At 73.5% G+C, this 22,932-nt stretch carries 19 protein-coding genes and 1 tRNA gene; 4 read left to right on the top strand and 16 right to left on the bottom strand.

From position 1 onward, the window contains the following. Nucleotides 1–16: 16 nt before the first annotated feature. The 7 genes from BRM1_RS13865 to mfd form a co-directional block, all read right to left on the bottom strand. The gene (locus tag BRM1_RS13865) at nucleotides 17–1,273 is read right to left on the bottom strand and encodes a S8 family peptidase (protein WP_268526738.1); all 1,257 of its coding nucleotides are present in this window, start codon (nucleotides 1,271–1,273) and stop codon (nucleotides 17–19) included. A 5-nt stretch (nucleotides 1,274–1,278) separates the two neighbouring features. After that, a complete protein-coding gene (locus BRM1_RS13860) occupies nucleotides 1,279–2,253 on the bottom strand; it encodes a Ppx/GppA phosphatase family protein (protein ID WP_160953427.1) in 975 nt (324 codons plus the stop codon). A gap of 50 nt (nucleotides 2,254–2,303) precedes the next feature. Beyond that, the gene (locus tag BRM1_RS13855) at nucleotides 2,304–2,807 is read right to left on the bottom strand and encodes a DUF501 domain-containing protein (RefSeq protein ID WP_160953428.1); all 504 of its coding nucleotides are present in this window, start codon (nucleotides 2,805–2,807) and stop codon (nucleotides 2,304–2,306) included. Continuing rightward, nucleotides 2,804–3,364 (bottom strand): FtsB family cell division protein, encoded by a 561-nt coding sequence (locus tag BRM1_RS13850; protein ID WP_268526733.1) that lies wholly within the window; start codon nucleotides 3,362–3,364, stop codon nucleotides 2,804–2,806. The genes BRM1_RS13855 and BRM1_RS13850 overlap by 4 nt, the downstream gene beginning before the upstream one ends. A 127-nt stretch (nucleotides 3,365–3,491) precedes the next feature. Beyond that, nucleotides 3,492–4,772, bottom strand: coding sequence for a phosphopyruvate hydratase (gene eno, locus BRM1_RS13845; protein ID WP_268526731.1), 1,281 nt, complete (start codon nucleotides 4,770–4,772; stop codon nucleotides 3,492–3,494). Between the two features lie 100 nt (nucleotides 4,773–4,872). Next, on the bottom strand, nucleotides 4,873–5,898 hold the full coding sequence (locus tag BRM1_RS13840; RefSeq protein WP_268526728.1) for a MazG nucleotide pyrophosphohydrolase domain-containing protein: 1,026 nt from the start codon (nucleotides 5,896–5,898) through the stop codon (nucleotides 4,873–4,875). A gap of 13 nt (nucleotides 5,899–5,911) precedes the next feature. Next, nucleotides 5,912–9,475 carry a transcription-repair coupling factor gene (gene mfd, locus BRM1_RS13835; protein WP_268526726.1) on the bottom strand — a complete coding sequence of 1,188 codons (3,564 nt, stop codon included), beginning with the start codon at nucleotides 9,473–9,475 and terminating at the stop codon, nucleotides 5,912–5,914. Nucleotides 9,476–9,571: 96 nt separating this feature from the next. On the opposite strand from mfd, the gene BRM1_RS13830 reads away from it, so the two are divergent. Next, a complete protein-coding gene (locus BRM1_RS13830; RefSeq protein ID WP_268526724.1) occupies nucleotides 9,572–10,237 on the top strand; it encodes a rhomboid family intramembrane serine protease in 666 nt (221 codons plus the stop codon). Between the two features lie 73 nt (nucleotides 10,238–10,310). Continuing rightward, nucleotides 10,311–12,035 carry a ubiquinone-dependent pyruvate dehydrogenase gene (poxB, locus tag BRM1_RS13825; RefSeq protein WP_268526722.1) on the top strand — a complete coding sequence of 575 codons (1,725 nt, stop codon included), beginning with the start codon at nucleotides 10,311–10,313 and terminating at the stop codon, nucleotides 12,033–12,035. A gap of 105 nt (nucleotides 12,036–12,140) precedes the next feature. Here the strand turns inward: poxB and pth are convergent, their stop codons facing one another. The 5 genes from pth to BRM1_RS13800 all read right to left on the bottom strand — a co-directional run bounded on the left by pth (nucleotide 12,141) and on the right by BRM1_RS13800 (nucleotide 16,347). Further along, a complete protein-coding gene (gene pth, locus BRM1_RS13820; RefSeq protein WP_268526720.1) occupies nucleotides 12,141–12,731 on the bottom strand; it encodes an aminoacyl-tRNA hydrolase in 591 nt (196 codons plus the stop codon). Nucleotides 12,732–12,842: 111 nt separating this feature from the next. After that, nucleotides 12,843–13,529 carry a 50S ribosomal protein L25/general stress protein Ctc gene (locus BRM1_RS13815; RefSeq protein WP_160953436.1) on the bottom strand — a complete coding sequence of 229 codons (687 nt, stop codon included), beginning with the start codon at nucleotides 13,527–13,529 and terminating at the stop codon, nucleotides 12,843–12,845. Nucleotides 13,530–13,764: 235 nt separating this feature from the next. After that, complete coding sequence (locus tag BRM1_RS13810) at nucleotides 13,765–14,736, bottom strand: ribose-phosphate diphosphokinase (RefSeq protein ID WP_160953437.1); 972 nt, start codon at nucleotides 14,734–14,736, stop codon at nucleotides 13,765–13,767. 4 nt (nucleotides 14,737–14,740) lie between these two features. Next, complete coding sequence (gene glmU, locus BRM1_RS13805; RefSeq protein ID WP_268526710.1) at nucleotides 14,741–16,243, bottom strand: bifunctional UDP-N-acetylglucosamine diphosphorylase/glucosamine-1-phosphate N-acetyltransferase GlmU; 1,503 nt, start codon at nucleotides 16,241–16,243, stop codon at nucleotides 14,741–14,743. Between the two features lie 32 nt (nucleotides 16,244–16,275). After that, nucleotides 16,276–16,347 (bottom strand) — tRNA-Gln (locus BRM1_RS13800). Between the two features lie 52 nt (nucleotides 16,348–16,399). Between BRM1_RS13800 and BRM1_RS13795 the strand changes: the two genes are divergently transcribed. Then, nucleotides 16,400–16,858, top strand: a complete 459-nt coding sequence (locus BRM1_RS13795) for a hypothetical protein (RefSeq protein WP_268526708.1) — start codon at nucleotides 16,400–16,402, stop codon at nucleotides 16,856–16,858. A gap of 435 nt (nucleotides 16,859–17,293) precedes the next feature. Further along, nucleotides 17,294–19,696, top strand: a complete 2,403-nt coding sequence (gene pcrA / locus BRM1_RS13790; protein ID WP_268526705.1) for a DNA helicase PcrA — start codon at nucleotides 17,294–17,296, stop codon at nucleotides 19,694–19,696. Nucleotides 19,697–19,903: 207 nt separating this feature from the next. Here the strand turns inward: pcrA and BRM1_RS13785 are convergent, their stop codons facing one another. From BRM1_RS13785 to purN, 4 genes are all read right to left on the bottom strand, one after another. Then, nucleotides 19,904–20,080 carry an antitoxin gene (locus BRM1_RS13785; protein WP_268526703.1) on the bottom strand — a complete coding sequence of 59 codons (177 nt, stop codon included), beginning with the start codon at nucleotides 20,078–20,080 and terminating at the stop codon, nucleotides 19,904–19,906. 208 nt (nucleotides 20,081–20,288) lie between these two features. Continuing rightward, nucleotides 20,289–20,504, bottom strand: a complete 216-nt coding sequence (locus BRM1_RS13780) for a hypothetical protein (RefSeq protein WP_160953442.1) — start codon at nucleotides 20,502–20,504, stop codon at nucleotides 20,289–20,291. A gap of 199 nt (nucleotides 20,505–20,703) precedes the next feature. After that, nucleotides 20,704–22,251: a bifunctional phosphoribosylaminoimidazolecarboxamide formyltransferase/IMP cyclohydrolase gene (purH, locus tag BRM1_RS13775; protein ID WP_268526701.1), complete on the bottom strand. Its 1,548-nt coding sequence runs from the start codon at nucleotides 22,249–22,251 to the stop codon at nucleotides 20,704–20,706. Beyond that, entirely contained in the window at nucleotides 22,248–22,910 is a 663-nt protein-coding gene (gene purN / locus BRM1_RS13770; protein ID WP_160953443.1) for a phosphoribosylglycinamide formyltransferase, read from the bottom strand. Before purN ends, purH begins: the two co-directional genes overlap by 4 nt. Nucleotides 22,911–22,932 lie beyond the last annotated feature (22 nt).

The raw sequence follows: 22,932 nt of genomic DNA, 5'->3' as shown, positions 1-22,932 counted from the left end.
CGCCCGGCTTCGGGGATCAGTGCCGGCGCAGCCGTCGCGCGCGCACTCCGGCAGCGATCCCATAAGCCACCAGTCCGCCTGCCACGAGCATACACACGATGAGCACGGCGGGACCCGCCACCGTCCGCGGGGCGGCGGCGGCCTGCGCCGGTGCCGCGGAGGCGCCCTGGGAGGCCGAGGCGCTCGCGCTCGCACCGCCCTTCGCGCCCCCGTCCGGCTCGGCGCGCCGGTGCATGCTCACCCAGTCGGCGAGCTCCCGGCGGGCATTGGGCGGCTGCGCGGGGGCCTTGGCGGCCAGGGCGGCGGGGGGATCGATGCGCCCGTAGCCCACCGTCGCATCGCGCTGCTCGCCCTTCGTGCGCCCGGAGTGGCCCTTGACGGCGCGGGCGGTGCCCTCGAGCCGGCCCACCACCTCGTCGGCGCTCCAGTCCGGGTGCGCCGCGCGCAGCAGCGCGGCCGCCCCGGAGACGATCGGGGAGGCGAACGAGCAGCCCGATGCCTCCGCGTAGCCGCCCTTGTAGTAGGGCACGGGGATCTGCTGGGCCGGGCCCATGAGGGACACGGCGGAGCCGGGCGCGGTGGACCCGCTGGCCACGCGCCCGCTCTTCGTCAGCCCGCCCACGCCCACAACGCCGGGCACCGTGGCCGGGGACCAGACCCGCTTCGCACCCTCCGAGCGGTTGCCCACGCACGCCACGACGACGACGTCCTTGGAGAACGCGTACTCGAACGCGGAGTCCCAGGCCTCCGGCCACGCGGGGTCGTCCCAGCCGAGCGACATGTTGATGACCCCCGCCCCGGAGTCCACGGCCCAGCGCACCGCCTTGGCCGCCTGCTCGCGCGAGGAGTCGGCGCCGCTGGGCGGCGAGCCGCCCAGCCACATCGACGCGGAGAGCAGCGTGGCCTCCGGGGCGACGCCGGTCGGCCCCTCCCCCACGCCGCGGCCGGCGATCACGCCGGCCACTCCCGTGGCGTGGCCGATCGCGGAGGCCGGGCCCACGGGGGTCCGGCCGTCCTTGCGGGCCCCGCTGAAGTCCTTGGCGCCCACGACGGTCCCCTTGAGGTCCTCGTGGTCGGCGCTGATGCCGGAGTCGATGACGGCGACCGTGACGCCCGCCCCGCGGGTCGTCTTCCACATCGCGTCGATGCCGTACTCGTGGAGATACCACTGGCCCGGCCCGGCCTTGGGCGCGGCCGCCGCCGGCGCGGCCGGGCCGAGGCCCGCGGCGAGCACCAGGCCCACTGCCGCGAGCGCGGCGGCGGCCCTCCTCACACCGGTCACACCGGGCCGCTTCGGCCCAGCGCCAGGGCGATGCCGTCGAGGATGTCCGTCTCGCTGACGAAGACCTCGAGGGCGCCGCCCGCGGCGGCCACGTCCGCGGAGATCCGCTCGACGAGGCGGGCGAAGACGAGCGCGCCGGTGCCGATGACGTCCACGCGGCCCGGGTGCATGTAGCCCAGGCCGGCGCGCTCGGAGCGCTCCATGCGCGTGAGCGCCGCGGTGGCGCGCGCGAGCTCGGGCAGCGGCAGGTGCGCGCCGTGGATAGCGGCGGGATCGTAGCGCTCGAGGCCCAGGACGGCGGCGGCCACCGTCGTGGCGGTCCCGGCCACGCCGATGAGGGTGCGCACGCCCGCCATGTCGACGGTGTCCGCCGCGGCCTCGTACATCGCATCGACGTCGCGCACGGTCGCGGCGACCTCCGCGTCGGTGGGCGGATCGGAGTGCATGTGGCGCTCGGTCAGGCGCACGCAGCCGATGTCCATGCTGTAGGCCTGCTCGGCGTCTGCCGTGCCGCGCACCAATTCGGTCGAGCCGCCGCCGAGGTCCATGACGAGGAACGGCGGGCGGGGGGTCACCGCGTCCTCATCGGCGGCCTCCGCGACGCCGCTGACGGCGCCGGCGAACGACAGGCGCGCCTCCTCCTCGCCGCTGATGACCTCCGGCACGACGCCCACCCGTTCGGCCACGCCGGTGAGGAACTCATCGCGGTTCGCGGCGTCCCGGGTGGCCGAGGTGGCGACGAAGCGCCGGCGCTCGGCGCCCTCGCGCTCGCAGATCGCGGCGTACTCCTCGCATACGGCGAAGGTCCGCTCGAGCGCCTCGGGGGCGAAGGCACCGGTGGAGTCGACGCCCTGGCCCAGCCGTACCACGCGCATCTCGCGGACCACGTCGCTCACGCGGCCGGCCTCGATATCGGCGATGAGCAGGCGCAGGGAGTTCGTCCCGCAGTCGAAGGCAGCAACTCGAGTCATGGGACAAGTCTAGGGCGTGCGCCGCCCGCGCGGGCCGGGCGCGGCGCGCGCTAGGCCGCGGCGGGCGGCGGGACGTCGGCCATGAGGCCGAGCGCGCGATCGCCGATCGGGTTGACGCCGGGGCCGGCGGCGAGGCTGTGCGCCACGAGCGCGTGGAGGCACTTGACCCGGGTGGGCATGCCGCCGGCGGAGAAGTCCGCGATCTCCTCGACGGAGCCGATTCCCGCCGCCGCGCCGATCTCCGCGCGGTCGCGCAGGTAGGCGCGGTGCGCGGCGGCGTAGGCGGTCGCGAGGTCCTCATCGCCGGCGAGCTCCGCGGTCCACTCGGCCATCGTGCCGTGGGACTCGATGCGCGAGGCCTCGGCCACGTAGGCCGGATGGGTGAGGTAGTAGGCCGTGGGGAACGGGGTGCCGTCGGGCAGCCGCGGGGCGGTGGCGACGACGAGCGGCTCGCCGGCGCGGGAGCGGGCCGCGATGCCCACGACGCCGCGGGGCAGGCGGCCCAGCTGGGCGCGCACCGCATCGAGGTCGGCCTGGCTGGCCGGTGTCATCATCGGCCCGCCGCCTCGCCGGCCGTGCCGGAGCCGTCGGCGCCGGTGCGCCCGGCGTCCGTTGCCAGTCCGACGGACTTGAGGGAGTCGGCGAACTCGACGTACCAGGGGCGGGGGCGCGAGGACTTGTTGATCTGCTCGTCGGCGGGCTCGTCCTGGGCCGAGGCCCGATCGTCGACGACGATGTAGGGCTTCTCGCCCTTGTTCACGTAGCCCTGCTGCTCGCGGGCGAGGCGCTGCAGGTACTCCGGGTCCTTGAGGCTGTCCTGCTTCTTCTCGAGGTCGCCGACCTCCTGGCGCGTCGAGGCGTTGTCCTGCTCGAGCGCGTGGATCTGCTGGGCCTGCCGGATGCCCGTGTTGATGCTCGGCATGAACATGGCCAGCAGCGCGATGACGAGGCAGCCCAGCACGAGGCGGCGGCCGGAGAGCCGACGGGCCGGGGCCGCACCGCGGGCCCGGCCCGGGGTGCGGCTCCGCCTGCCGCGAGGGGTCTGCGCAGCTGCGGGCCTCGACCCGGCTGTGGAGCGCCTGCTGCTCATGACCACCTCGGATGCGCGCATAGGGGAAGGGAAGGCACGGCAGGTCTCAGTCTGCCGTGCCTTCCGGTGCGGGCCGGTATTTGCCCGGGGCGTGTCGCACCGGGCGGGCCGGGGTGCGCCGGGCGCGCGCCTCGGGCCCCGGCGGCGCTCAGGCCTCGAAGCGCGGGAACGCGGTGCGGCCCGCGTAGCGAGCGGCGTCGCCGAGCATCTCCTCGATGACGAGGAGGCGGTTGTACTTGGCCACGCGCTCGGAGCGGGCGGGCGCCCCGGTCTTGATCTGGCCGGCGTTCACGGCGACGGCGAGGTCCGCGATCGTCGTGTCCTCCGTCTCCCCCGAACGGTGGGAGATCATCGTCGTGTAGCCGCTGCGCTGGGCGAGGCTCACCGCGTCGAGCGTCTCCGTGAGCGTGCCGATCTGGTTGAGCTTGACGAGCAGGGAGCTGCCCGCGCCGCGGTCGATGCCGCGCTGAAGGCGCTTGGGGTTCGTCACGAAGAGGTCGTCGCCGACGATCTGGACCTTGTCGCCGATCGCCCGGGTCAGGGTCTCCCAGCCGTCCCAGTCGTTCTCGTCCAGCGGGTCCTCGATGGACACGAGCGGGTACCTGGCCACGAGGTCCTCGTAGTAGGCGCTCAGCTGCTCGGCGGACTTCGACTCGCCCTCGAAGCGGTAGGTGCCATCGGCGTAGAACTCGCTCGAGGCGACGTCGAGGGCGAGCGCCACATCGCGGCCCGGCGCGTGCCCGGCCGCCTCGATCGCCTCGACGATGAGGTCGAGCGCGGCGGCGTTGGACTCGAGGTTGGGGGCGAAGCCGCCCTCGTCGCCCAGCCCGGTGGACAGGCCGCGCTCCTTGAGCACGGACTTGAGCGAGTGGTAGACCTCGGTGCCCCACTGGAGGGCCTCGGCGAAGGTGGCCGCGCCGATCGGCGCGATCATGAATTCCTGGATGTCGACGTTGGAGTCCGCGTGCGAGCCGCCGTTGAGGATGTTGAGCATCGGCACGGGCAGCAGGTGCGCGTTGGGGCCGCCCAGGTAGCGGAAGAGCGGCAGCTCGACGGAGTCGGCGGCGGCGCGGGCCACCGCCAGCGAGGTCCCGAGGATCGAGTTCGCCCCCAGGCGGGCCTTGTTGTCCGTGCCGTCGAGGTCGATCATGACCTGGTCGACGATGCGCTGGTCGTCCGCGTCGAGGCCGGCGATCGCGTCGTTGATCTCGTCGAGGACGGCGTCTACGGCGCCGAGCACGCCCTTGCCGTTGTAGCGCTCGGGGTCGCCGTCGCGCAGCTCGACGGCCTCCCACTCGCCGGTCGAGGCGCCGGAGGGCACGCGCGCGGAGCCCACGGCGCCGTCGTCGAGGAGCACCTCCGCCAGCAGCGTGGGATTGCCGCGTGAGTCGAGGATCTCCTGGGCATTGGCCGCGATGATCTGAGCCATGGGGTGTCTCTCCTTGTCGCCTGTTGTCGCCTGGGTGCTGATCGCCTGGGTGCGCGCGCCAGGTGGGGGCGCGGGCCGTTCGGCCGTCGCAGACCCCAGCCTAATGGAGATCGCCGCCGCTTCCCCCGTGGCCGGGCGCCGGCTCCCGCGTCGCCGCCGCCGCGGCGGCGCGCTCCTCCAGGCGGGCGGTGGCCGCCCGCAGCGCCCCCTCCGCGTCGATGCCCGCCGCCCGCGCGCCCACGGCGAGCCGGAGCAGCTCGTCGCCGAGCGCGCGGGCCTCGGCATCCGCCGCGCCCTCCGGCACCGCGCCCTCCGGCGTCGTGCCCTCCGGCGTCGTGCCCTCCGGCGTCGTGCCCTCCGGCGTCGTAGCCTTGCGCTGCGCTGCCACAGCCGGTGCCGCCTGCGCTGTCGCCTCCGGTCCTGCCTGCGCTGCCGCGTCCGAGACGTGCGCATCCTCCCCCGGGCGGGCGCCCGCCCGCTCCCGGGCGCGCAGCAGCCCCCGCGCGTCGAGGTCGAGGCGCTCGAGGCGGCCGGCGATCGCGCTCGCCCGGGCAAGCGCCGGCATGGTCACGGGGATCGAGGACAGCGAGTCCCGCACCCTGGCGGCCCCTGACCCCGCACTCGAACCGGGGTGCGCGGGGCCGCCTGCCCCGCGGCCCGAGGAGCCGGCGGCGTCCGCGGCGCGCTCCGCGCGCTCGGCGGCCTTGACCTCCTCATAGCGGCGCTCGACCTCCGCGAGCGGCACCGGGGCCTGCGCGGCGAAGACGTGGGGGTGGCGGCGCACGAGCTTGTCCTTGAGCCGCGCCTCGATCCGCTCGATGGCCCGCGGCGAGGCGGGCTCCCCGTTCGGGGCGCGCACCGGCGAACCCGGGGCCGGCCCGCTGCCCGGGTCGTCGAGGAGGGCCGCGTGGAAGATCACCTGGTAGTACACGTCGCCCAGCTCCCCCTCGACGTCGGCGGCCGGGGCGCCCGCCTCGAGCGCGGCGGCGAGTTCGTGGGCCTCCTCGAGCAGGTAGGGCAGCAGGCTCGCGTGCGAGTGCTGGGCCGCCCACGGGCAGCGGGCGCGGATGAGCGCCATCGCCTCGGGCAGGCTCAGCGCCGCCGCATCGGGCCGCTCCCAGCTCATGCCGCGCGGCGCCTCACGCGCTGGCCGCCTCGTCCTCGAGCGGGAGGATCTGGTCGAGGACCTCGGCGCACCAGGCGATGAGCTCGGCGTCGGTGACATCGCGGACGTCGAAGCCGGTGCCCGCCTTGGGCTTGGGCACGAGGATCGAGCGCACGGCGGGCTTGATGAGCGCCTTGGGATAGAGCCGCTTGAGGCGGGCGACCTGCCACTCGACGAGTTCGACGGGCCCGAAGCGGACCATGTTGCCCTGGGCGACGATCTCGGAGACCCCTGAGGCGCGCGCCCGGATGCGCAGGCGCGCGATGTCGGCGAGCACCTCGACGGCGGGCGGGTACGGCCCGTAGCGGTCCGTGAGCTCGGCGAGCACCTCGGCGATCTCCGCCTCGCTCGTGGCGGCGGCGAGCTTGCGGTAGGCCTCGAGGCGCAGCCGCTCGTGCTCGACGTAGTCGACGGGCAGGTGCGCGTCGATGGGCAGCTCGACGCGCATCTCCGGCACCTCCTCCTCGCCCTCGCCCTTGAAGTTCGCGACGGCCTCGCCCACCATCCGCACGTACAGGTCGAAGCCCACGCCCTCGATGTGGCCGGACTGCTGGCCGCCCAGCAGGTTGCCCGCGCCGCGGATCTCGAGGTCCTTCATGGCCACCTGCATGCCGGCGCCCAGCTCCGTGTGGGCGGCCAGCGTGGTGAGCCGGTCGTGCGCGGTCTCCGTGAGCTCCGTGTCCGCGGGGTAGAGGAAGTACGCGTAGGCCCGCTCGCGGCCGCGGCCCACGCGCCCGCGCAGCTGGTGGAGCTGGGAGAGGCCGAAGCGGTCGGCGCGGTCGACGATGAGCGTGTTGGCGTTGGCGATGTCGATGCCCGTCTCCACGATGGTCGTGCACACGAGCACATCGAAGCGCTTCTCCCAGAAGTCCACGATGACCTGCTCGAGGCGCTGCTCGCTCATCTTGCCGTGGGCCACGGCGATCCGCGCCTCGGGCACGAGCTCGGCGAGGTGGGCCGCGACGCGCTCGATGTCCTGGACGCGGTTGTGGATGTAGAAGACCTGGCCCTCGCGCATGAGCTCGCGCCGGATCGCCGCACTGACCTGGCGGTCCTCGTGCCGGCCCACGTAGGTGAGGACGGGGTGGCGCTCCTCCGGCGGGGTGGCGAGGGTCGACATCTCCCGGATGCCCGTCACCGCCATCTCCAGCGTGCGGGGGATGGGGGTGGCGCTCATCGCGAGCACGTCGACGTTCGTGCGCATCGCCGTGAGCGTCTCCTTGTGCTCGACGCCGAAGCGCTGCTCCTCGTCGATGATGACGAGGCCCAGGTCCTTGAAGCGCACCTCACCGGAGAGCAGCCGGTGCGTGCCGATGACGAGGTCGACTTTGCCGGCCGCGAGGTCGGCCATGACCTGCTTGCTCTGGGCGGCGGTCTGGAACCGCGAGAGCGCCGCGACCGTGACGGGGAAGCCCGCGTAGCGCTCGGTGAAGGTCTCGTAGTGCTGCTGGACGAGGAGCGTCGTGGGCACGAGCACGGCGACCTGCTTGCCCTCCTGGATGGCCTTGAATGCCGCGCGGACCGCCACCTCGGTCTTGCCGTAGCCCACATCGCCGCTGATGAGGCGGTCCATGGGCATCTCCTTCTCCATGTCGGCCTTGACCTCGTCGATCGTCGTGAGCTGATCGGGGGTCTCGACGTAGTGGAACGCGTCCTCGAGCTCACGCTGCCACGGGGTGTCCGGGCCGAACGCGTGGCCGCGGGTGGCCCGGCGCGCGGAGTACAGGCGCACGAGCTCGCCGGCGATGTCCTTGACGGCCTTGCGCGCCCGCGACTTCGTCTTCGCCCAGTCCGAGCCGCCCATCTTGTTGAGCGCGGGGTCCTCCCCGCCCACGTAGCGGGTCACCTGGTCGAGCGAATCGGAGGGCACGTAGAGGCGGTCGCCGGGCTGGCCGCGCTTGGCCGGGGCGTATTCGACGACGAGGTACTCGCGGGTGCGCGCCTGCTCCCCGCGGCCGGTGGTGCGCTGGACGAGCTCGACAAAGCGGCCCACGCCGTGCTGCTCGTGGACGACGAAGTCGCCCGGGGCCAGATCGAGCGGGTCCACCTGATTGCGCTTGCGCCGCGCGGGCAGCCGGCGCATGTCGCGCGTCGAGGCGGCGGCGGCCCGGCCGAGCACCTCGGCCTCCGTGAGCACGGCGAGCCCGCGGTCGTCGAAGACGAAGCCCGCGAAGGCCGCGGCGGTCGTCACCGTGATCGTGGCCGGGGTGCCCGACCCCTCGAGGTCCGGGACGAAGGAGGCGGCGAGCTCGGCCTCGGAGAACACCTCGACGAGGCGCTCGCCGGGCCCGCGGCCCTCCGTGAGGACGTAGACGGTCCACTCGTCGGCCAGGTGCTGGCGGACATCGGCGAGGACCGCCTCGACGTCGCCGGCGTAGCCGCGCGGCTGGCGCGCGCCGATCCGACAGATCGTCGCGTCCGGATCCGCGAGCTCCTCGTCGACGGAGAAGCCACCCAGCTCCCACCACGGCAGGCTCAGCGCCTCGGCGGCCTGGCGCGTCTGAGCCAGCGTGCGGAAGCTCGCGGCGGAGAGGTCGATGGGCACCTGCCCCCCGGAAGCGGCGGTCGTCCACGCGGCCGCGAGGAACTCATCGGTCGTGGAGACGAGGTCCTCGGCACGCGCGCCGACCTTCTCCGGTGCCGTGATCACAATGCGGGTGGCCGCGGGCAGGCGCGCGAGCAGGGGCTCCATGCCCTCGGCGAGCACGGGCGCCAGGGACTCCATGCCCTCGACCGCGATGCCGTCGGCGATCTTGAGCAGCATGTCCTGCGCCGCGGGGACCTGGGAGGCCAGGCTGCGGGCGCGCTCGCGGACCTCGGCGGTGAGCAGCACCTCGCGCACGGGCGGGGCCCACACCTCGACGGGCTCGTCCCCCTCGCCGGCGAGGGAGCGCTGGTCGGACACGGAGAAGGGCCGGATCTCGTCGACCTCGTCGCCGAAGAACTCGACGCGCAGCGCATGCGGGGAGGTGGGCGGGAAGATGTCGAGGATCCCGCCGCGCACGGCGAACTCGCCGCGCCGGGAGACCATGTCCACGCGCGAGTAGGCCAGGCCCGCCAGCCGCTGCGCAAGCGCGTCGAGCTCCGCCTCGGCGCCCACGCGCAGCTCAACGGGCTCGAGCTCGCCGAGCCCGGTGACGATGGGCTGGAGCACGGCCCGCACGGGGGCGACGACCACCGCGAGCTCGCCGCCGGGCCCGGGGTGGGCGAGGCGGCGCAGCACGGACAGGCGCTGGCCCACGGTGTCCGAGCGCGGGGAGAGCCGCTCGTGCGGCAGCGTCTCCCAGCTGGGGAAGACCGCGACCGCGGCGGCGGGGAGGTGGTCGGACAGGGCTGCGGCCAGTTCCTCGGCCTCGCGCCCCGTCGCCGTCACGGCGAGCACCGGGCCGGATTCGCTGGCGCCGGCGATGAGCGAGGGCCACAGGCCCTTGACGGCATCGACCGTGCCGCCGGGCGCACCGGGCTGCGCCAGCGCGGCGCGGGCGGCGGCGACATCGGGGAACTGGGACAGCGTCTGGGTGATTGCGCTCAGGGACACGGCGAGCAGTCTACCCACCCGCCGCGGGGCGCCGCGGCCGGCGGGAGGACGCTGCGGGCACAGTCGGCCATCAGGCTCGCCTGCCATGCTGGCGCCATGGGATACCCGCAGCCCCCGCCGCCCGCCGCACCGCGGCACCGTCCCCTGGGCCGCCTGGCCTCCCCGCTCGCCCTGCTGGCGCTCATGTGGCTCATCCGGGTGCTCGACGCGGTACTGCCGGGCTCATTCAACGGGCTGGCCCAGCACGCGTGGAATCCCGCGACGCTGCTCGGGATCTTCGCCTCCCCGCTCCTGCACAGCAGCTGGGCCCACCTCATCGCCAACACCGTGCCCTTCCTCATCCTCGGCTGCCTCGTCGCGGCGCAGGGCACTGCCCGCTTCTGGTACGTCACGCTCGTGGCCACCGTGAGCGCGGGCCTGGGCGCCTTCGTCCTCGCCCTGCCGGGCACCGTCACCGTGGGCGCCTCCGGCCTGGTGTTCGGCTACTGCGGCTACCTGCTGGCCTCCGCGGTGTCTGCCGCCGGCTGGGCGCAGCGGCTGCTGCAGGGCGGCGTCGCCCTGCTCGTCGCCGCGGTCTTCGGCGCCTCGATGCTCACGGGCCTCATCCCCCGCGCCGACGGCATCTCCTGGCAGGCCCACCTGTGCGGGGCGGCCGGCGGCGTGCTCGCGGCGTGGTGGATCAGACACCGCCGAGGCCCTCGGCGCCAGGGACCCGCGGACCTAGAATGGAGCGAGCACGGCGCACGCGGCCGGCTGGGCTGAGCCCCCGCCCTGAGGGCGGGAGACGGCCCGCCGCGGTGCGACATCCCCGAACCCGACCTGAGGAGCGCGGCCCATGGCCACCATCGCAGAAGACATCGTCGCAACCCTGCGCGCATCGGGGGTGAAGCGCGTATACGGCCTGCCCGGCGATTCGCTCAACGGCTTCACCGACGCGCTGCGCCTCGACGGCACGATCGAGTGGGTCCACGTCCGCCACGAGGAGTCCGCGGCGTTCGCCGCCTCCGCCGATGCCGCGCTGACCAACGAGCTCGCGGTCTGCGCGGGCTCGTGCGGCCCGGGCAACCTCCACTTCATCAACGGCCTCTACGACGCCCACCGCTCCCGCGTGCCGGTCCTCGCGATCGCCGCGCACATCCCCTCGAGCGAGATCGGCAGCCAGTACTTCCAGGAGACCAATCCCATGGAGCTGTTCCGCGACTGCTCCGTCTTCGCCGAGCAGGTCCAGGTGGCCGAGCAGATGCCGCGCCTGCTCAGCATCGCGATGCGCGAGGCGATCGAGCGCCAGGGCCCCGCCGTCCTCGTCATCCCCGGCGACATCGCCCTCCAGGAGAGCCAGGCGAAGGAGCCCCTGAGCATCCGGCCCACCCACTCGACCACCACCCCGGTGCCGAGCGAGCTCGACCGGGCCGCCGGCGTCCTCGACGCCTCGGCGAAGGTCACGATCCTCGCGGGCGCCGGCTGCGAGGGCGCCCACGACGAGCTCGTCGCGCTCGCCGGGCACCTGCAGGCGCCGGTCGTCCACGCCCTGCGCGGCAAGGAGTTCGTCGAGTACGACAACCCCTACGACGTGGGCATGACCGGACTGCTCGGCTTCTCCTCCGGCTACCACGCGATGCAGGACTGCGATGTCCTCCTCATGCTCGGCACCGACCTGCCCTACCAGCAGTTCTACCCCAAGCACGCGAAGGTCATCCAGGTCGACATCCGGGGTGAGAACATCGGCCGGCGCACGCCGGTGGACGTCGCGCTCGTGGGCGATGTGAAGTCCACGGCGGCCGCGCTGCAGGCCCGCACAGCGCAGAAGACGAACAGCAAGCACCTCGACGCGATGCTCAAGCACTACCGAAAGACGCGCTCGAAGCTCGACGAGCTCGCCACGCCCAGCCGCGGTTCGCGGGCCATCCACCCGCAGTACCTCACCCGCCTGCTCGACGAGGCGGCCAGCGACGACGCGGTGTTCATCCCCGACGTCGGCTCCCCGGTGGTGTGGGCCGCCCGCTATCTCACGATGAATGGGCGCCGGCGGCTCATCGGCTCGTTCGTGCACGGCTCGATGGCCAACGCGCTGCCGCAGGGCCTCGGCGCCCAGAAGGCGTATCCGGGCCGGCAGGTCATCGCGATGGCCGGCGACGGTGGCCTCACGATGCTCATGGGCGACCTCGTCTCGCTCGTGCAGAACGGCGCGCCGCTCAAGGTCGTCGTCTACAACAACTCCTCGCTCAACTTCGTCGAGCTGGAGATGAAGGCGGCCGGCTTCGTCACGTACGGCACGGACCTCGCCAATCCGAACTTCGCCCACGTCGCGGAGTCCACCGGGCTGCTGGGCATCCGCGTGGAGAAGTCCAAGGACCTACCGGCCGCGGTCGAGCGCTTCCTCGCCCACGACGGCCCCGCCGTGCTCGACGTCGTCACGGAGCGCCAGGAGATGTCGATGCCGCCGGCCGTCACGGCCGAGCAGGCGAAGGGCTTCGCCCTCTACGCCATCCGCACGGTGATGTCCGGCAAGGGCGACGAGCTCGTCGACCTCGCCCGGGCCAACGCGCGCCAGATCCTCTGAGCCCTGCCCGCCCGCGCCTCGGGCGCCCGAGGCGCGGGCCGGGTTCCGCGCAACCGCTCGCGGCGGGGACGCGGGCGGCACTGGAGCGCCGGCGGCGCGGCGGGCTCAGCGGGAGTGCCAGCGCTGCTGGGTTGCCTCGAGCCCGTCGGCCAGGAGCTCCTCGAGCGCATCGGCGAGCTCGCCCACGAAGATCGGCAGGGTCTGCTGCTCGCCGGCGCTGAAGCGCTGGAGCACGAAGTCCGCGGTGTCCATGCGCCCGGGCGGGCGCCCCACCCCCGCGCGCAGGCGCAGGTAGTCCTTCGTGCCGAGTGCCTGGGTGAGGGAGCGCAGCCCGTTGTGGCCGCCTTCTCCCCCGCCCAGCTTGAGGCGGATCGCCTCGAAGGGCAGGTCGACGTCGTCGTGGATGGCCACAACGCGCTCGGGCGGCACGGAGTAGAACTTCGCGAGCTGTGCGATCGGCGGCCCGGAGACGTTCATGTACGTGAGCGGCTTGACCAGCACCGCCCGCGGCCCGGGCACGCCGCCGCGGGCGCCCACGCGCTCGACGGCGGCGACGGCGCGGGCCTTCGTGCTCGTGAGACGGCCGCCGGCCCGATGGACGAGCTCGTCGATGACGAGCTGGCCGATGCTGTGGCGCGTGCCCTCGTACTGCCGGCCCGGATTGCCCAGGCCCGCGATGAGCCAGGTCTCGGCCATGGGGTCCTCCTCGATCGTGGTCGCATACGGGCGCAGGCCCCGGACGGCGTCCGGGGCCTGCGTGCTGCGCGGGCTGCGCCGCGGGCTGCGGGGCGAGTGCCCCGCAGGGGCTCACTCCTGCTCGGAGTCGCCCTCGGAGGCCTCGGAGTCGCCCTCCGAGCCCTCCTCGCCCTCGGCCGCGGCCTCGTCGGACTCGGCCTCGGCGCCCTCTTCGACGGCGTCGGTCTCGAGCTCGGCCTCGAGCTGCTCCTCGGAGAGCTCGGCGGAGACGTTGACGACGAGCAGCTCCGGATCGGAGACGAGGGTGACGCCGCTGGGCAGCGCGACCTCGCTCGCGTAGACGTGCTCGCCCACCTCGCGGCCCTCGACGGAGATCTCGAAGGACTCGGGGATCTGCGTCGGGTCGGCCTCGACGGTGAGCGTCTGGTTGTCCACGGACACGAGGGTGCCCGGGGCGGCCTCGCCCTCGACGACGACGGGGATGTCGACCTCGATCTTCTGGCCGCGCTTGACGATGATGAGGTCCACGTGCTCGATGAACCGGCGGATCGGCTCGCGCTGCACATCGCGGGCGATGGCGAGCTGCTTGTCGCCGGTGTCCTCGTTGACGATCTCGAGGAGGGCGTTGGGGTTCTTCAGCGCCATCATGGTGGCGTGGCCCTCGAGGGTGAGGTGCGCGGGCGCCTCGCCGTGGCCATAGAGGACGGCGGGGATGCGGGATTCGCGGCGGACGCGGCGGGCGGCGCCCTTGCCGAACTCGTCGCGGTTCTTCGCCTTGAGCTCGATGTTGTCGGCCATGGGTTCTCCTTTGCTCTTCTGCTGGCGCTCGGGACGAGCGCTTCGCCGCGGCGCGCGCGACTCGCAGGCACGCACGAGCGCGCCGGGAGAACCGCGTCGATCACGGAGAGCCGGGCAGCCGGCCTCCCTCGCCGAGGCAACGCCTCATGCTAGCGCGCCGCGGGCCCCGCACGCCAGTCGTGCGGGGCCCGCGGCGGGGCCGCCGTGCCCGGCAGCCGGGCGGCGGCGGGAGGGCTCAGAGGTTGAACAGGCTGGTCACGGACCCGTCCTCGAACACCTCGTGCACGGCGCGGGCCAGCAGCGGGGCAATCGAGAGGATCGTGAGCTTGTCGAACTTCTTGTCCTCGGGCAGCGGCAGCGTGTTCGTCACGATGACCTCGCTGGCCACGGAGTTCTTCAGCCGCTCGACGGCCGGGCCGGAGAACACGGCGTGGGTGGCGACGATGACAACACCCGTGGCGCCGGCGTCCATGCACGCCTCGGCGGCCTGGACGATCGTGCCGCCGGTGTCGATCATGTCGTCGACGAGCACGCAGGTGCGGCCCTCTACCTCGCCCACGACGCGGTTGGCCTTCGTCTGGTTGGGCCGGTCGATGTCGCGGGTCTTGTGGATGAAGGCCAGCGGCACCCCGCCCAGGGTCTCCGACCAGTTCTCCGCCACCTTGATGCGCCCGGCGTCCGGGGACACGACGGCCAGCTTGCCCGGGTAGTTGCGCTTGACGTAGTCGGCGAGGATCGGCAGCGCCACGAGGTGGTCGACGGGGCCGTCGAAGAACCCCTGGATCTGCGCGGTGTGCAGGTCGACCGTGATGATCCGGTCCGCCCCCGCGGTGCGGTAGAGGTCCGCGACGAGGCGGGCCGAGATGGGCTCGCGCCCGCGGTGCTTCTTGTCCTGGCGCGCGTAGGGGAAGAACGGCGCGATGACGGTGATCCGCTTGGCCGAGGCGCGCTTGAGCGCGTCGACCATGATGAGCTGCTCCATAAGCCACTCGTTGATGGGCGCGCAGTGGGACTGCATGACGAAGACGTCGCAGCCGCGCACGGACTCGGAGAACCGGACGTAGATCTCGCCGTTGGCGAAGTTGTAGGCGTCCGTGGGCAGCAGATCGGTGCCGAGGCTTTCGGCGACCTGTTCGGCCAGCTCCAGGTTGGCGCGCCCGGTGACGAGGACGAGCTTCTTCTCGCCTGCGGTAGTAATCGCGTTCACGCGCTTATGACTCCTTCTGCTCATCCTGCGTATCGGCGGCTCCGGCCCCGGGGGCCGAATCCTCGGCGGCCCGGCCGGCCGCTGCCTGTGCGGCCCGCGCGGCGGCGGTGCCGGGGCGGTGCTCGACCACCCAGTCCTCGATGAGGATCTGCCGGCCCTCGGTGAGCGCGAGCGCCCCGGGCGGCACATCCTTGCGGATGACGGTGCCGGCGCCGGAGTAGGCGCCGTCGCCCACCGTCACCGGGGCGATGAACATCGTGTCCGAACCGGTGCGGACGTCGTCGCCCACCTCGGTGCGGTGCTTGTTCACCCCGTCGTAGTTGACGAACACGGAGCTCGCGCCGATGTTCGAGCGGCGCCCGATCCGGGCGTCGCCCACGTAGGTGAGGTGGGGGACCTTCGAGCCCTCGCCGATCACGGCGTTCTTCGTCTCGACGAACGTGCCGATCTTGCCCGCCGCGCCCAGCTCCGTGCCGGGGCGCAGGTAGGCGAACGGGCCCACGGTGGCCCCGGCGCCGATGACGGCGAGCTCGCCGTGCGTGCGCACGACGGTGGCCCCCGGGCCCACCTCGGTGTCGCGCAGGGTGGTGTCCGGGCCCACGGTGGCGCCCTCGCCCACGTCGGTGGCCCCGTGCAGCTGGACCCCCGGCAGCAGGGTGACGTCCTGGCCGAGCGTGACGTCCGTGTCGATCCACGTCGTCGCGGGGTCGACCGCGGTGACCCCGGCGCGCATCCAGCCCTCGACGATCCGCCGGTTGAGCTCGCGGCCCAGGGCGGCGAGCTGGACGCGGTCGTTGGCGCCCTCGACCTGCCACACATCGTCGGTGGGCAGCGCGGCCACGCGCGAGCCGGCGGCGCGGGCGACGCCGATGACGTCGGTGAGGTACTTCTCGCCCTGCGCGTTCTCCGTGCCCACGCGAGCCAGGCTCTCGCGCAGCACCCGGGCGTCGAAGGCGTAGATGCCGGAGTTGATCTCCGCGATGGCGCGCTCGGCGGGGCTCGCGTCCTTCTCCTCCACGATGCGCTCGAGCTCGCCCGCCTCATCGCGCACGATGCGTCCGTAGCCCGTGGGCTCGGCCACCCGCGCGGAGAGCACGGTGACGGCGTTGCCGCGGTCCTCGTGGAAGGCGGCGAGCTCGCCCAGTGTGTCCGCCGTGAGCAGGGGGACGTCGCCGTAGGTGACGAGCACGGTGCCGGCCAGGTCCTCGGGCAGGCAGGCGAAGGCGCACTCGGCGGCGCGGCCCGTGCCGGGCACGTCGTCCTGGTCCGCGATCGCGACGCCGCAGTCCAGGACGCCGCTGAGCTCGTCGACGTGGGCGGCGACCTGCTCGCGGGCATGGCGCAGCACGACGACGAGGTGCTCGGGGCCGGTGCCCGCCGCCGCGGCGATCGCGTGTCCGAGGAGGGAGCGGCCGGCGATGGAGTGGAGGACCTTGGGGGTCGCGGATCTCATCCGCGTGCCCTGCCCCGCTGCGAGGACGATCACTGCTGCCGGACGGTGTGCCATTCACGTCTCCTCGACGCTCGGGATCGCGTGTGCTCCGCCCCTAGGACTCGAACCTAGACTGCACGGCTCCAAAGGCCGGCGTGCTGCCATTACACCAGGGCGGACTGCCCGGCGACAGTGCGGGTGCTGTCTCATCTTGCCACTAGAATGAGGGCCATGGAAATTCTTCGCACCATCCTCGTCTTCCTCCACCTGCTCGGAATGGCGATCATCGTGGGCGGCTACTTCGCCAACATCAAGGCCCCCAAGGTCATCCCCGGGATGCTCCACGGCGCCTACCTGCAGCTCATCACGGGCATCGCGCTCTTCGGCCTGCTCGAGGCACAGGGCGCCATGACGTCAGACCTGCGGATCAAGTACACGGTCAAGGTGGCCCTCGGCCTGCTCGTGGCGGTCTTCGCGTTCCTCGGCAATCGCCGGGAGAAGCTCGCCGCCCGCACCGCCGCCGAGGTGCCCGTCGGCGCGGGCGCCCCCGGTGCGGGCCCCGCGGCCGGGGAGCCCGGTGGGTCCGGTGGGTCCGGTGAGCCGGGAGCGCGCAACCCCTCCGCGCCGTTCGCGCACCTGACGTTCGGCGCCGCGGTGCTCGCCGTAATCGTCGCCGTCTTCTGGGTCTGAGCGCTCGAGGCTGAGCATCCGGGCTGAGCACTCGGATCTGAGTGCTTGAGTCTGGGCACCCGGGTCCGCGTTCGCGGTACCTGAGCGCACCGGTGCTCTCGGACTCCGAGTCCGCCGGGACGGAGTCCCCGGCCCCGCCCCGCCCCTCTCCCCCGTTCCGCCCGTCGCTCCACCCGTCCGGCCCCGGTATGCCCACCGGGGCGGGACCCGTCTGCGCCGCACCGCCCCCGCCCGAACCGCCCCTCCCGGCCCCGCCGATCCAGGGCCACGGTCCTGCCGCCCCCGCATCACGGCCCCGCCGGTCCGGTGCCGCCGTTCCTGGCACCGCGGGCGTCGGATCCCGCGGTCCTTCCCCGCTCGCCCGCAGCCCGCACCTCCCGCAGCGCGCGCCGCCGCGGCGCGTCCGCGTCAGCCCCCTGTGGAAAGATGGTCGCGATGACATCTCCCTTCGAATTCCTCAACGCCGGGCCCGCTGCGGCCGCCGCCGCGCGCCCCGGTGCGCCCAGCACCCCAGCGCCCAGCACCCCAGCGCCCGGCGCCCCAGCGGCCAGCGCCTCGGCGTCCCCGGCCCCGGCCCCGGCAGGGGCCGACGAGCTGCTGGCCGGGCTCAACCCGCAGCAGGTCGAGGCGGTGACCCACACGGGCGCGCCGCTCCTCATCGTCGCCGGCGCGGGCTCCGGCAAGACGAGCGTGCTGACCCGGCGGATCGCCTACGCGCTGGCCACGGGCCGCGCCCATCCGGGCCAGGTGCTGGCCATCACCTTCACGAACAAGGCCGCCCGCGAGATGGTCGAGCGGATCGGCGCGCTCGTGGGCTCCGCCGCCCGCGGGATGTGGATCTCCACGTTCCACTCCGCCTGCGTGCGCATCCTGCGCCGCGAGGCCCAGACGCTCGGCATGAAGTCGAACTTCACGATCTACGACGCCGCGGACTCCCTGCGCCTCGTCACCCAGTGCGTGCGCGAGGCGGACATCGACCCGAAGAAGTTCACCCCCAAGTCCCTCCAGCACCGGATCTCCGCGCTCAAGAACGACCTCCTCACGGCCGAGGACTACGCGGGGCGGGCCAACGAGTCCAACCCCGCCGAGCGCGCGCTCGCGGAGGTCTACCGGCGCTACTCCCAGCGGCTGCGCCTGGCCAATGCGTTCGACTTCGACGACCTCATCATGGAGACCGTCCACCTGCTCGGCGCGTTCCCGGACATCGCGGCGAACTACCGCGCCCGGTTCCGCCACATCCTCGTCGACGAGTACCAGGACACGAACCCCGCGCAGTACCAGCTCATCCGCGCCCTCGCCGGCGCGGACCTGCCGGAGCCCACCGCGGAGCTCACGGTGGTCGGCGATGCGGACCAGTCGATCTACGCGTTCCGCGGTGCCACCGTGCGCAACATCGAGGAGTTCGAGGAGGACTTCCCGCAGGCGCGCACGGTCCTCCTCGAGCAGAACTATCGGTCCACCCAGAACATCCTCTCCGCGGCCAACGCCGTCATCGCCCACAACGACGACCGCAAGGACAAGCGCCTGTGGACGGACTCCGGGTCCGGCGAGCAGGTGGTGGGCTGGGTCGCGGAGTCCGAGCAGGCGGAGGCCCAGTTCATCGTCGACACGATCGACGAGCTCATGGACACGGGCGACTACGGGTATGCCGACTTCGCGGTGTTCTACCGCACGAACGCGCAGTCGCGCGCGGTGGAGGACGCGTTCGTGCGCGCCGGGCTGCCGTACAAGGTCGTGGGCGGCACCCGGTTCTACGAGCGCCGGGAGGTCAAGGACGCCCTCGCCTACGCGCGCGTCATCGCGAACCCGGCCGACGACGTCAACCTGCGCCGCATCATCAACGTGCCCAAGCGCTCGATCGGCGACCGCACGGTGGCCTTCGTCGCCGCCTTCGCCGAACGCGAGCGGATCAGCTTCTCCGCCGCCCTCGCCCGCGCGGAGGAGATCCCGGGGCTCACGAGCCGCGCGCTCGGGCCGCTGGCGAAGTTCGCGGCGCTCATGGACGATCTGCGCACGAGCGCGGAGGGCGCCCCGCCCTCGCGCGTGCTCGAGGCGATCCTCGAGCAGTCGGGCTACCTCGATGAGCTGCGCGCGAGCACGGACCCGCAGGACGAGTCGCGCGTGGACAACCTCGCCGAGCTCGTCGCCGTCGCCGAGGACTTCCACGCCGCGGACCCTGAGGCCGGGCTCGACGCGTTCCTCGAGCGGGTCTCGCTGTCCGCCGACGCGGACCAGATCCCCGACGCCGAGGTGGGCGAGGTGACGCTCATGACGCTGCACACGGCGAAGGGCCTGGAGTTCCCGGTCGTCTTCCTCACCGGGCTCGAGGACGGCACGTTTCCCCACCAGCGCTCGTTCGACAACCGCACGGAGCTCGCCGAGGAGCGCCGGCTCGCCTACGTGGGCCTCACCCGCGCCCGCCAGCGGCTCTACCTGTCCCGCGCGGAGACCCGCAGCATGTGGGGCCAGCCGCAGTACAACCCGCCCAGCCGGTTCCTCGGCGAGATCCCGGCCCAGCTCATCGACTGGCGCAGCACCGGCAGCCTGAACGCGCCGCTGACCCCGGGCGGCTTCGCCGCGGACGCGGGCGACGGCTGGACGCCCAGCGCCGCGCGCAAGCCCAGCACGAAGGGCACCGCGGGCTTCCCCAACCGCATCCGCCCCAACCGGGAGATGGTCCACGTCGAGCCCGGTGACAAGGTCTCCCACGAGTCCTTCGGCCTGGGCACCGTGGCCGAGGTGACCGGTGCCGGGGACAAGACCGTCGCGGTCGTGGACTTCGGCTCGGCGGGCACCAAGCGCCTCCTCATGCGCTACGCACCCGTCGAGAAACTCTGAGACCGGCCGGCCGCGCGCCGCACCGGGGGCCATGGTCGCGCCGGTGGGCGCCGGCTCGCGCTCCGGTGCGGACCCGCCCCGCCGGAGGCGGCCCGGTCGGCGGTGTCCGGCCGGGCACGCAGAAGGGCCGCCCTCCCCGCGGGGAGGGCGGCCCTTCGACCAGTCGGCCCGGAGGCGCCGCGCGGGGCGCCTCCGCAGCTCAGGCGATCAGTTGTCGCCGCCGCCGAACTTGTCCTTGAGGGCATCCGTGCCCTGCTGGACCTGGTCCTCGTGCTGGTTGCCGGTCTTCTCGTTGGCGAAGTCACCGGCCTTGTCGGCTGCGCCGTTGGCCTGGTCCTCGCCGATCGAGTCCTTGGCCTTGTCAGCGAAATCTCCGAGTCCCATGATGCTCTCCTCTCGTTGAACTTCATGGCCGCCGGCTGGCGACCTCGGTGTGCACGTTTCCATGCCCGCGCTCCGGTGTAAACCCCGGTGTCCGGTCGCCCGTCGCTTCGGACCCTCGGTACAGCCGGCGCACAGCCGACGCTCAGCTGGGCAGCGCGCCTCTGGTGCGTCGAGCCTCAGATGCAGCCGGCCTGACGGGCAGCGCGCCTCAGATGCTCGGCACGAGGAGGGCCAGCAGGCCCAGGGCAATGGCGGCGGCGCCCATCGTCAGCGCGTCGGCCCAGCGCGAGCGGTTCGCCCACAGCCGGCCCAGCGGGCCGGGCACCAGGCGCAGCACTGCAAGGCCCGCGGGGCACAGGGCCAGCAGCACACCGGCCCGGCGGAAGGCGAACGGCGCCACGCAGGCGGCGGCGATGACCCACACGAGGATCCCGAGGAGCAGCCAGTCGCCCGGGGTGGGATTGGCGTAGCGCCGCTTCCAGTAGATCCAGCGCTTCGAGACCCAGCCGCGGCCCCCGCTGCGCGGCAGCCGCGCGCGCTCGGGCGGCCCGGCGGCCGAGCCCGCCGCCCCCGCCGGCGCGGCGGGGTCGGCGGGGGCGGCGGGGGCGGAGACCGCGGAGTGCTCAGTGGAAGAAATGACGCGTCCCCGTGAGGTACATCGTCAGGCCCGCCGCCTCGGCGGCCTCGATGACCTCCTCATCGCGGATGGAGCCGCCCGGCTGGACGACGGCCCGGACGCCGGCCGCGGCGAGGACCTCGAGGCCGTCGGCGAAGGGGAAGAAGGCATCCGAGGCGGCCACGGCGCCGCGCGCCCGCTCCTCGCCGGCCCGCTCCACGGCGAGGTGGGCGGAGTCGACGCGGTTGACCTGGCCCATGCCCACGCCCACGGAGGCGCCCTGGGCGGCGAGCAGGATGGCGTTGGACTTCACGGCGCGGCAGGCACGCCACGCGAACGCGAGGTCGGCGAGGGTCTGCTCATCGGCGGCCTCACCGGCCGCCAGCGACCACTGCACGGGATTGTCGCCGGCGGCCTGGAAGCGGTCGCGGTCCTGGACGAGGACGCCCCCGGAGATCTGGCGGTACTCGCGGACGGGCGCGTGCCAGTCCCCGAGCTCCAGCAGGCGCAGGTTCTTCTTCTTCTCGCGCAGCAGCGCCAGCGCGTCCGGTTCGAACGCCGGCGCGGCCAGCACCTCGGTGAAGATCGGGCGGATCGATTCGGCGAGCGCCATGTCGACGGCGCGGTTGGCCGCGATGACGCCGCCGTAGGCGGAGACGGGGTCGCACTCGTGGGCGCGCCGATGGGCCTGCGCGATCGTCTCGCCCACCGCAATGCCGCACGGGTTCGCGTGCTTGATGATCGCCACGGCGGGCTCGGCGAAGTCGAACGCAGCGCGCACGGCCGCGTCGATGTCCTGGTAGTTGTTGTACGACATCTCCTTGCCGCCCAGCTGCGCGGCGCCGGCCACGCCGCCCTCCCCGCTCGCGTAGACCGCCGCGGCCTGGTGCGGGTTCTCGCCGTAGCGCAGGTCCGCGGACTTCGCGGCGCTCAGCCCGAAGAAGTCCGGGGCGCCGTCCTGGGCGAGCTGCCCGGCGAACCAGTCGGCGACCGCGCAGTCGTAGGCCGCGGTGTGGGCGAAGGCGGCCGCGGCGAGCCCGCGGCGCTGCTCCAGGTCGGTGCCCGCGCCCTGCGCGGCGGCGACGATCGCCGGGTAGCCCGCGGGGTCGACGACGACGGCGACGCTCGGGTGGTTCTTCGCCGCGGCGCGCACCATTGCCGGGCCGCCGATGTCGATCTGCTCGACGCACTCATCGAAGTCCGCGCCGCTGGTCACCGTGGCGGAGAACGGGTAGAGGTTGACGACCACGAGGTCGAAGCCCGCGATGCCCAGTTCGCGAAGCGCGTTCACGTGCTCGGGGCGGCGCGTATCGGCGAGGATGCCGGCGTGGACCGCGGGGTGGAGGGTCTTGACCCGGCCGTCGAGCACCTCCGGGAAGCCGGTGACGTCCTCGACGGGCGTGACCTGCGCGCCCGCGGCTGCGATCGCCTTCGCCGTGGAGCCGGTCGAGACGATCTCAACCCCGGCGGCTGCGAGCCCGCTGGCGAGCTCCGGCAGGCCGGTCTTGTCGTAGACGCTGATGAGGGCGCGGCGGATGGGGCGTTCGCCAGTCACGGGTTCTCCTTGGGGTTGGTCGGGTCGGACGGGTTCGCGGGCGCGGCGGCGGGGTCGTATCCGGTGACGATGCGCCCGCTGGCGGACAGGCTCCCGGTGCCCAGGAACCGCAGCAGGGCCACGAGCTCGCGGCGCTCGACCGCGCGGATGCGCTCGTGCAGCGAGTCCTCGTCCTCACCGGGGGCGATCCGGACGGGGAACTGGGCGATGATGGGCCCCGTGTCCACCCCGGCGTCGATGAGGTGGATCGTGGTGCCCGTGACCTTGACGCCGTGGGCGAGCGCATCGCGCACCGCGTGGGCGCCGGGGAACGAGGGCAGCAGTGCGGGGTGGGTGTTGATGATCCGCTCCGGGAAGCGGTCGGTGAACGCGGGGCCGAGGACGCGCATGAAGCCCGCGGAGACGACCCAGTCCGGGGCGAAGGCGGCGACGGCCTGCGCGAGGGCCGCGTCCCACGCGGCGCGGTCCGCGTAATCGCCCGGCCGGACGGTGAACGCCGGCACTCCTGCGGCCTTCGCGCGGGCCAGGACGGGCGCCTCGGGGCGGTCGGAGCCCACCGCGGCGATCTCGACGCCGGGGGCGCCGGGCGACCCCGCGCAGGCATCGAGGACGGCCTGGGTGAGGGTTCCGGAGCCGGAGGCTAGGAGCACGCAACGCACGCGGACATTCTATGCCAGACTG

Origin of the sequence: Brevibacterium sp. BRM-1, assembly GCF_026802075.1 — a bacterium.
In the GTDB taxonomy this organism is placed as follows: domain Bacteria; phylum Actinomycetota; class Actinomycetes; order Actinomycetales; family Brevibacteriaceae; genus Brevibacterium; species Brevibacterium rongguiense.
The sequence above is the reverse complement of the archived record's forward strand: the minus strand, read 5'-3'. Positions and strand labels throughout refer to the sequence as shown.

Excerpts from the sequence above, each read along its gene's own strand:
- BRM1_RS13860 (WP_160953427.1), bottom strand. The coding sequence starts at position 2,253 with ATGACTCGAGTTGCTGCCTTCGACTGCGGGACGAACTCCCTGCGCCTG.
- BRM1_RS13855 (WP_160953428.1), bottom strand. The coding sequence starts at position 2,807 with ATGATGACACCGGCCAGCCAGGCCGACCTCGATGCGGTGCGCGCCCAG.
- BRM1_RS13850 (WP_268526733.1), bottom strand. The coding sequence starts at position 3,364 with ATGCGCGCATCCGAGGTGGTCATGAGCAGCAGGCGCTCCACAGCCGGG.
- eno (WP_268526731.1), bottom strand. The coding sequence starts at position 4,772 with ATGGCTCAGATCATCGCGGCCAATGCCCAGGAGATCCTCGACTCACGC.
- BRM1_RS13840 (WP_268526728.1), bottom strand. The coding sequence starts at position 5,898 with ATGAGCTGGGAGCGGCCCGATGCGGCGGCGCTGAGCCTGCCCGAGGCG.
- BRM1_RS13830 (WP_268526724.1), top strand. The coding sequence starts at position 9,572 with ATGGGATACCCGCAGCCCCCGCCGCCCGCCGCACCGCGGCACCGTCCC.
- poxB (WP_268526722.1), top strand. The coding sequence starts at position 10,311 with ATGGCCACCATCGCAGAAGACATCGTCGCAACCCTGCGCGCATCGGGG.
- pth (WP_268526720.1), bottom strand. The coding sequence starts at position 12,731 with ATGGCCGAGACCTGGCTCATCGCGGGCCTGGGCAATCCGGGCCGGCAG.
- BRM1_RS13815 (WP_160953436.1), bottom strand. The coding sequence starts at position 13,529 with ATGGCCGACAACATCGAGCTCAAGGCGAAGAACCGCGACGAGTTCGGC.
- glmU (WP_268526710.1), bottom strand. The coding sequence starts at position 16,243 with ATGGCACACCGTCCGGCAGCAGTGATCGTCCTCGCAGCGGGGCAGGGC.
- BRM1_RS13795 (WP_268526708.1), top strand. The coding sequence starts at position 16,400 with ATGGAAATTCTTCGCACCATCCTCGTCTTCCTCCACCTGCTCGGAATG.
- pcrA (WP_268526705.1), top strand. The coding sequence starts at position 17,294 with ATGACATCTCCCTTCGAATTCCTCAACGCCGGGCCCGCTGCGGCCGCC.
- BRM1_RS13785 (WP_268526703.1), bottom strand. The coding sequence starts at position 20,080 with ATGGGACTCGGAGATTTCGCTGACAAGGCCAAGGACTCGATCGGCGAG.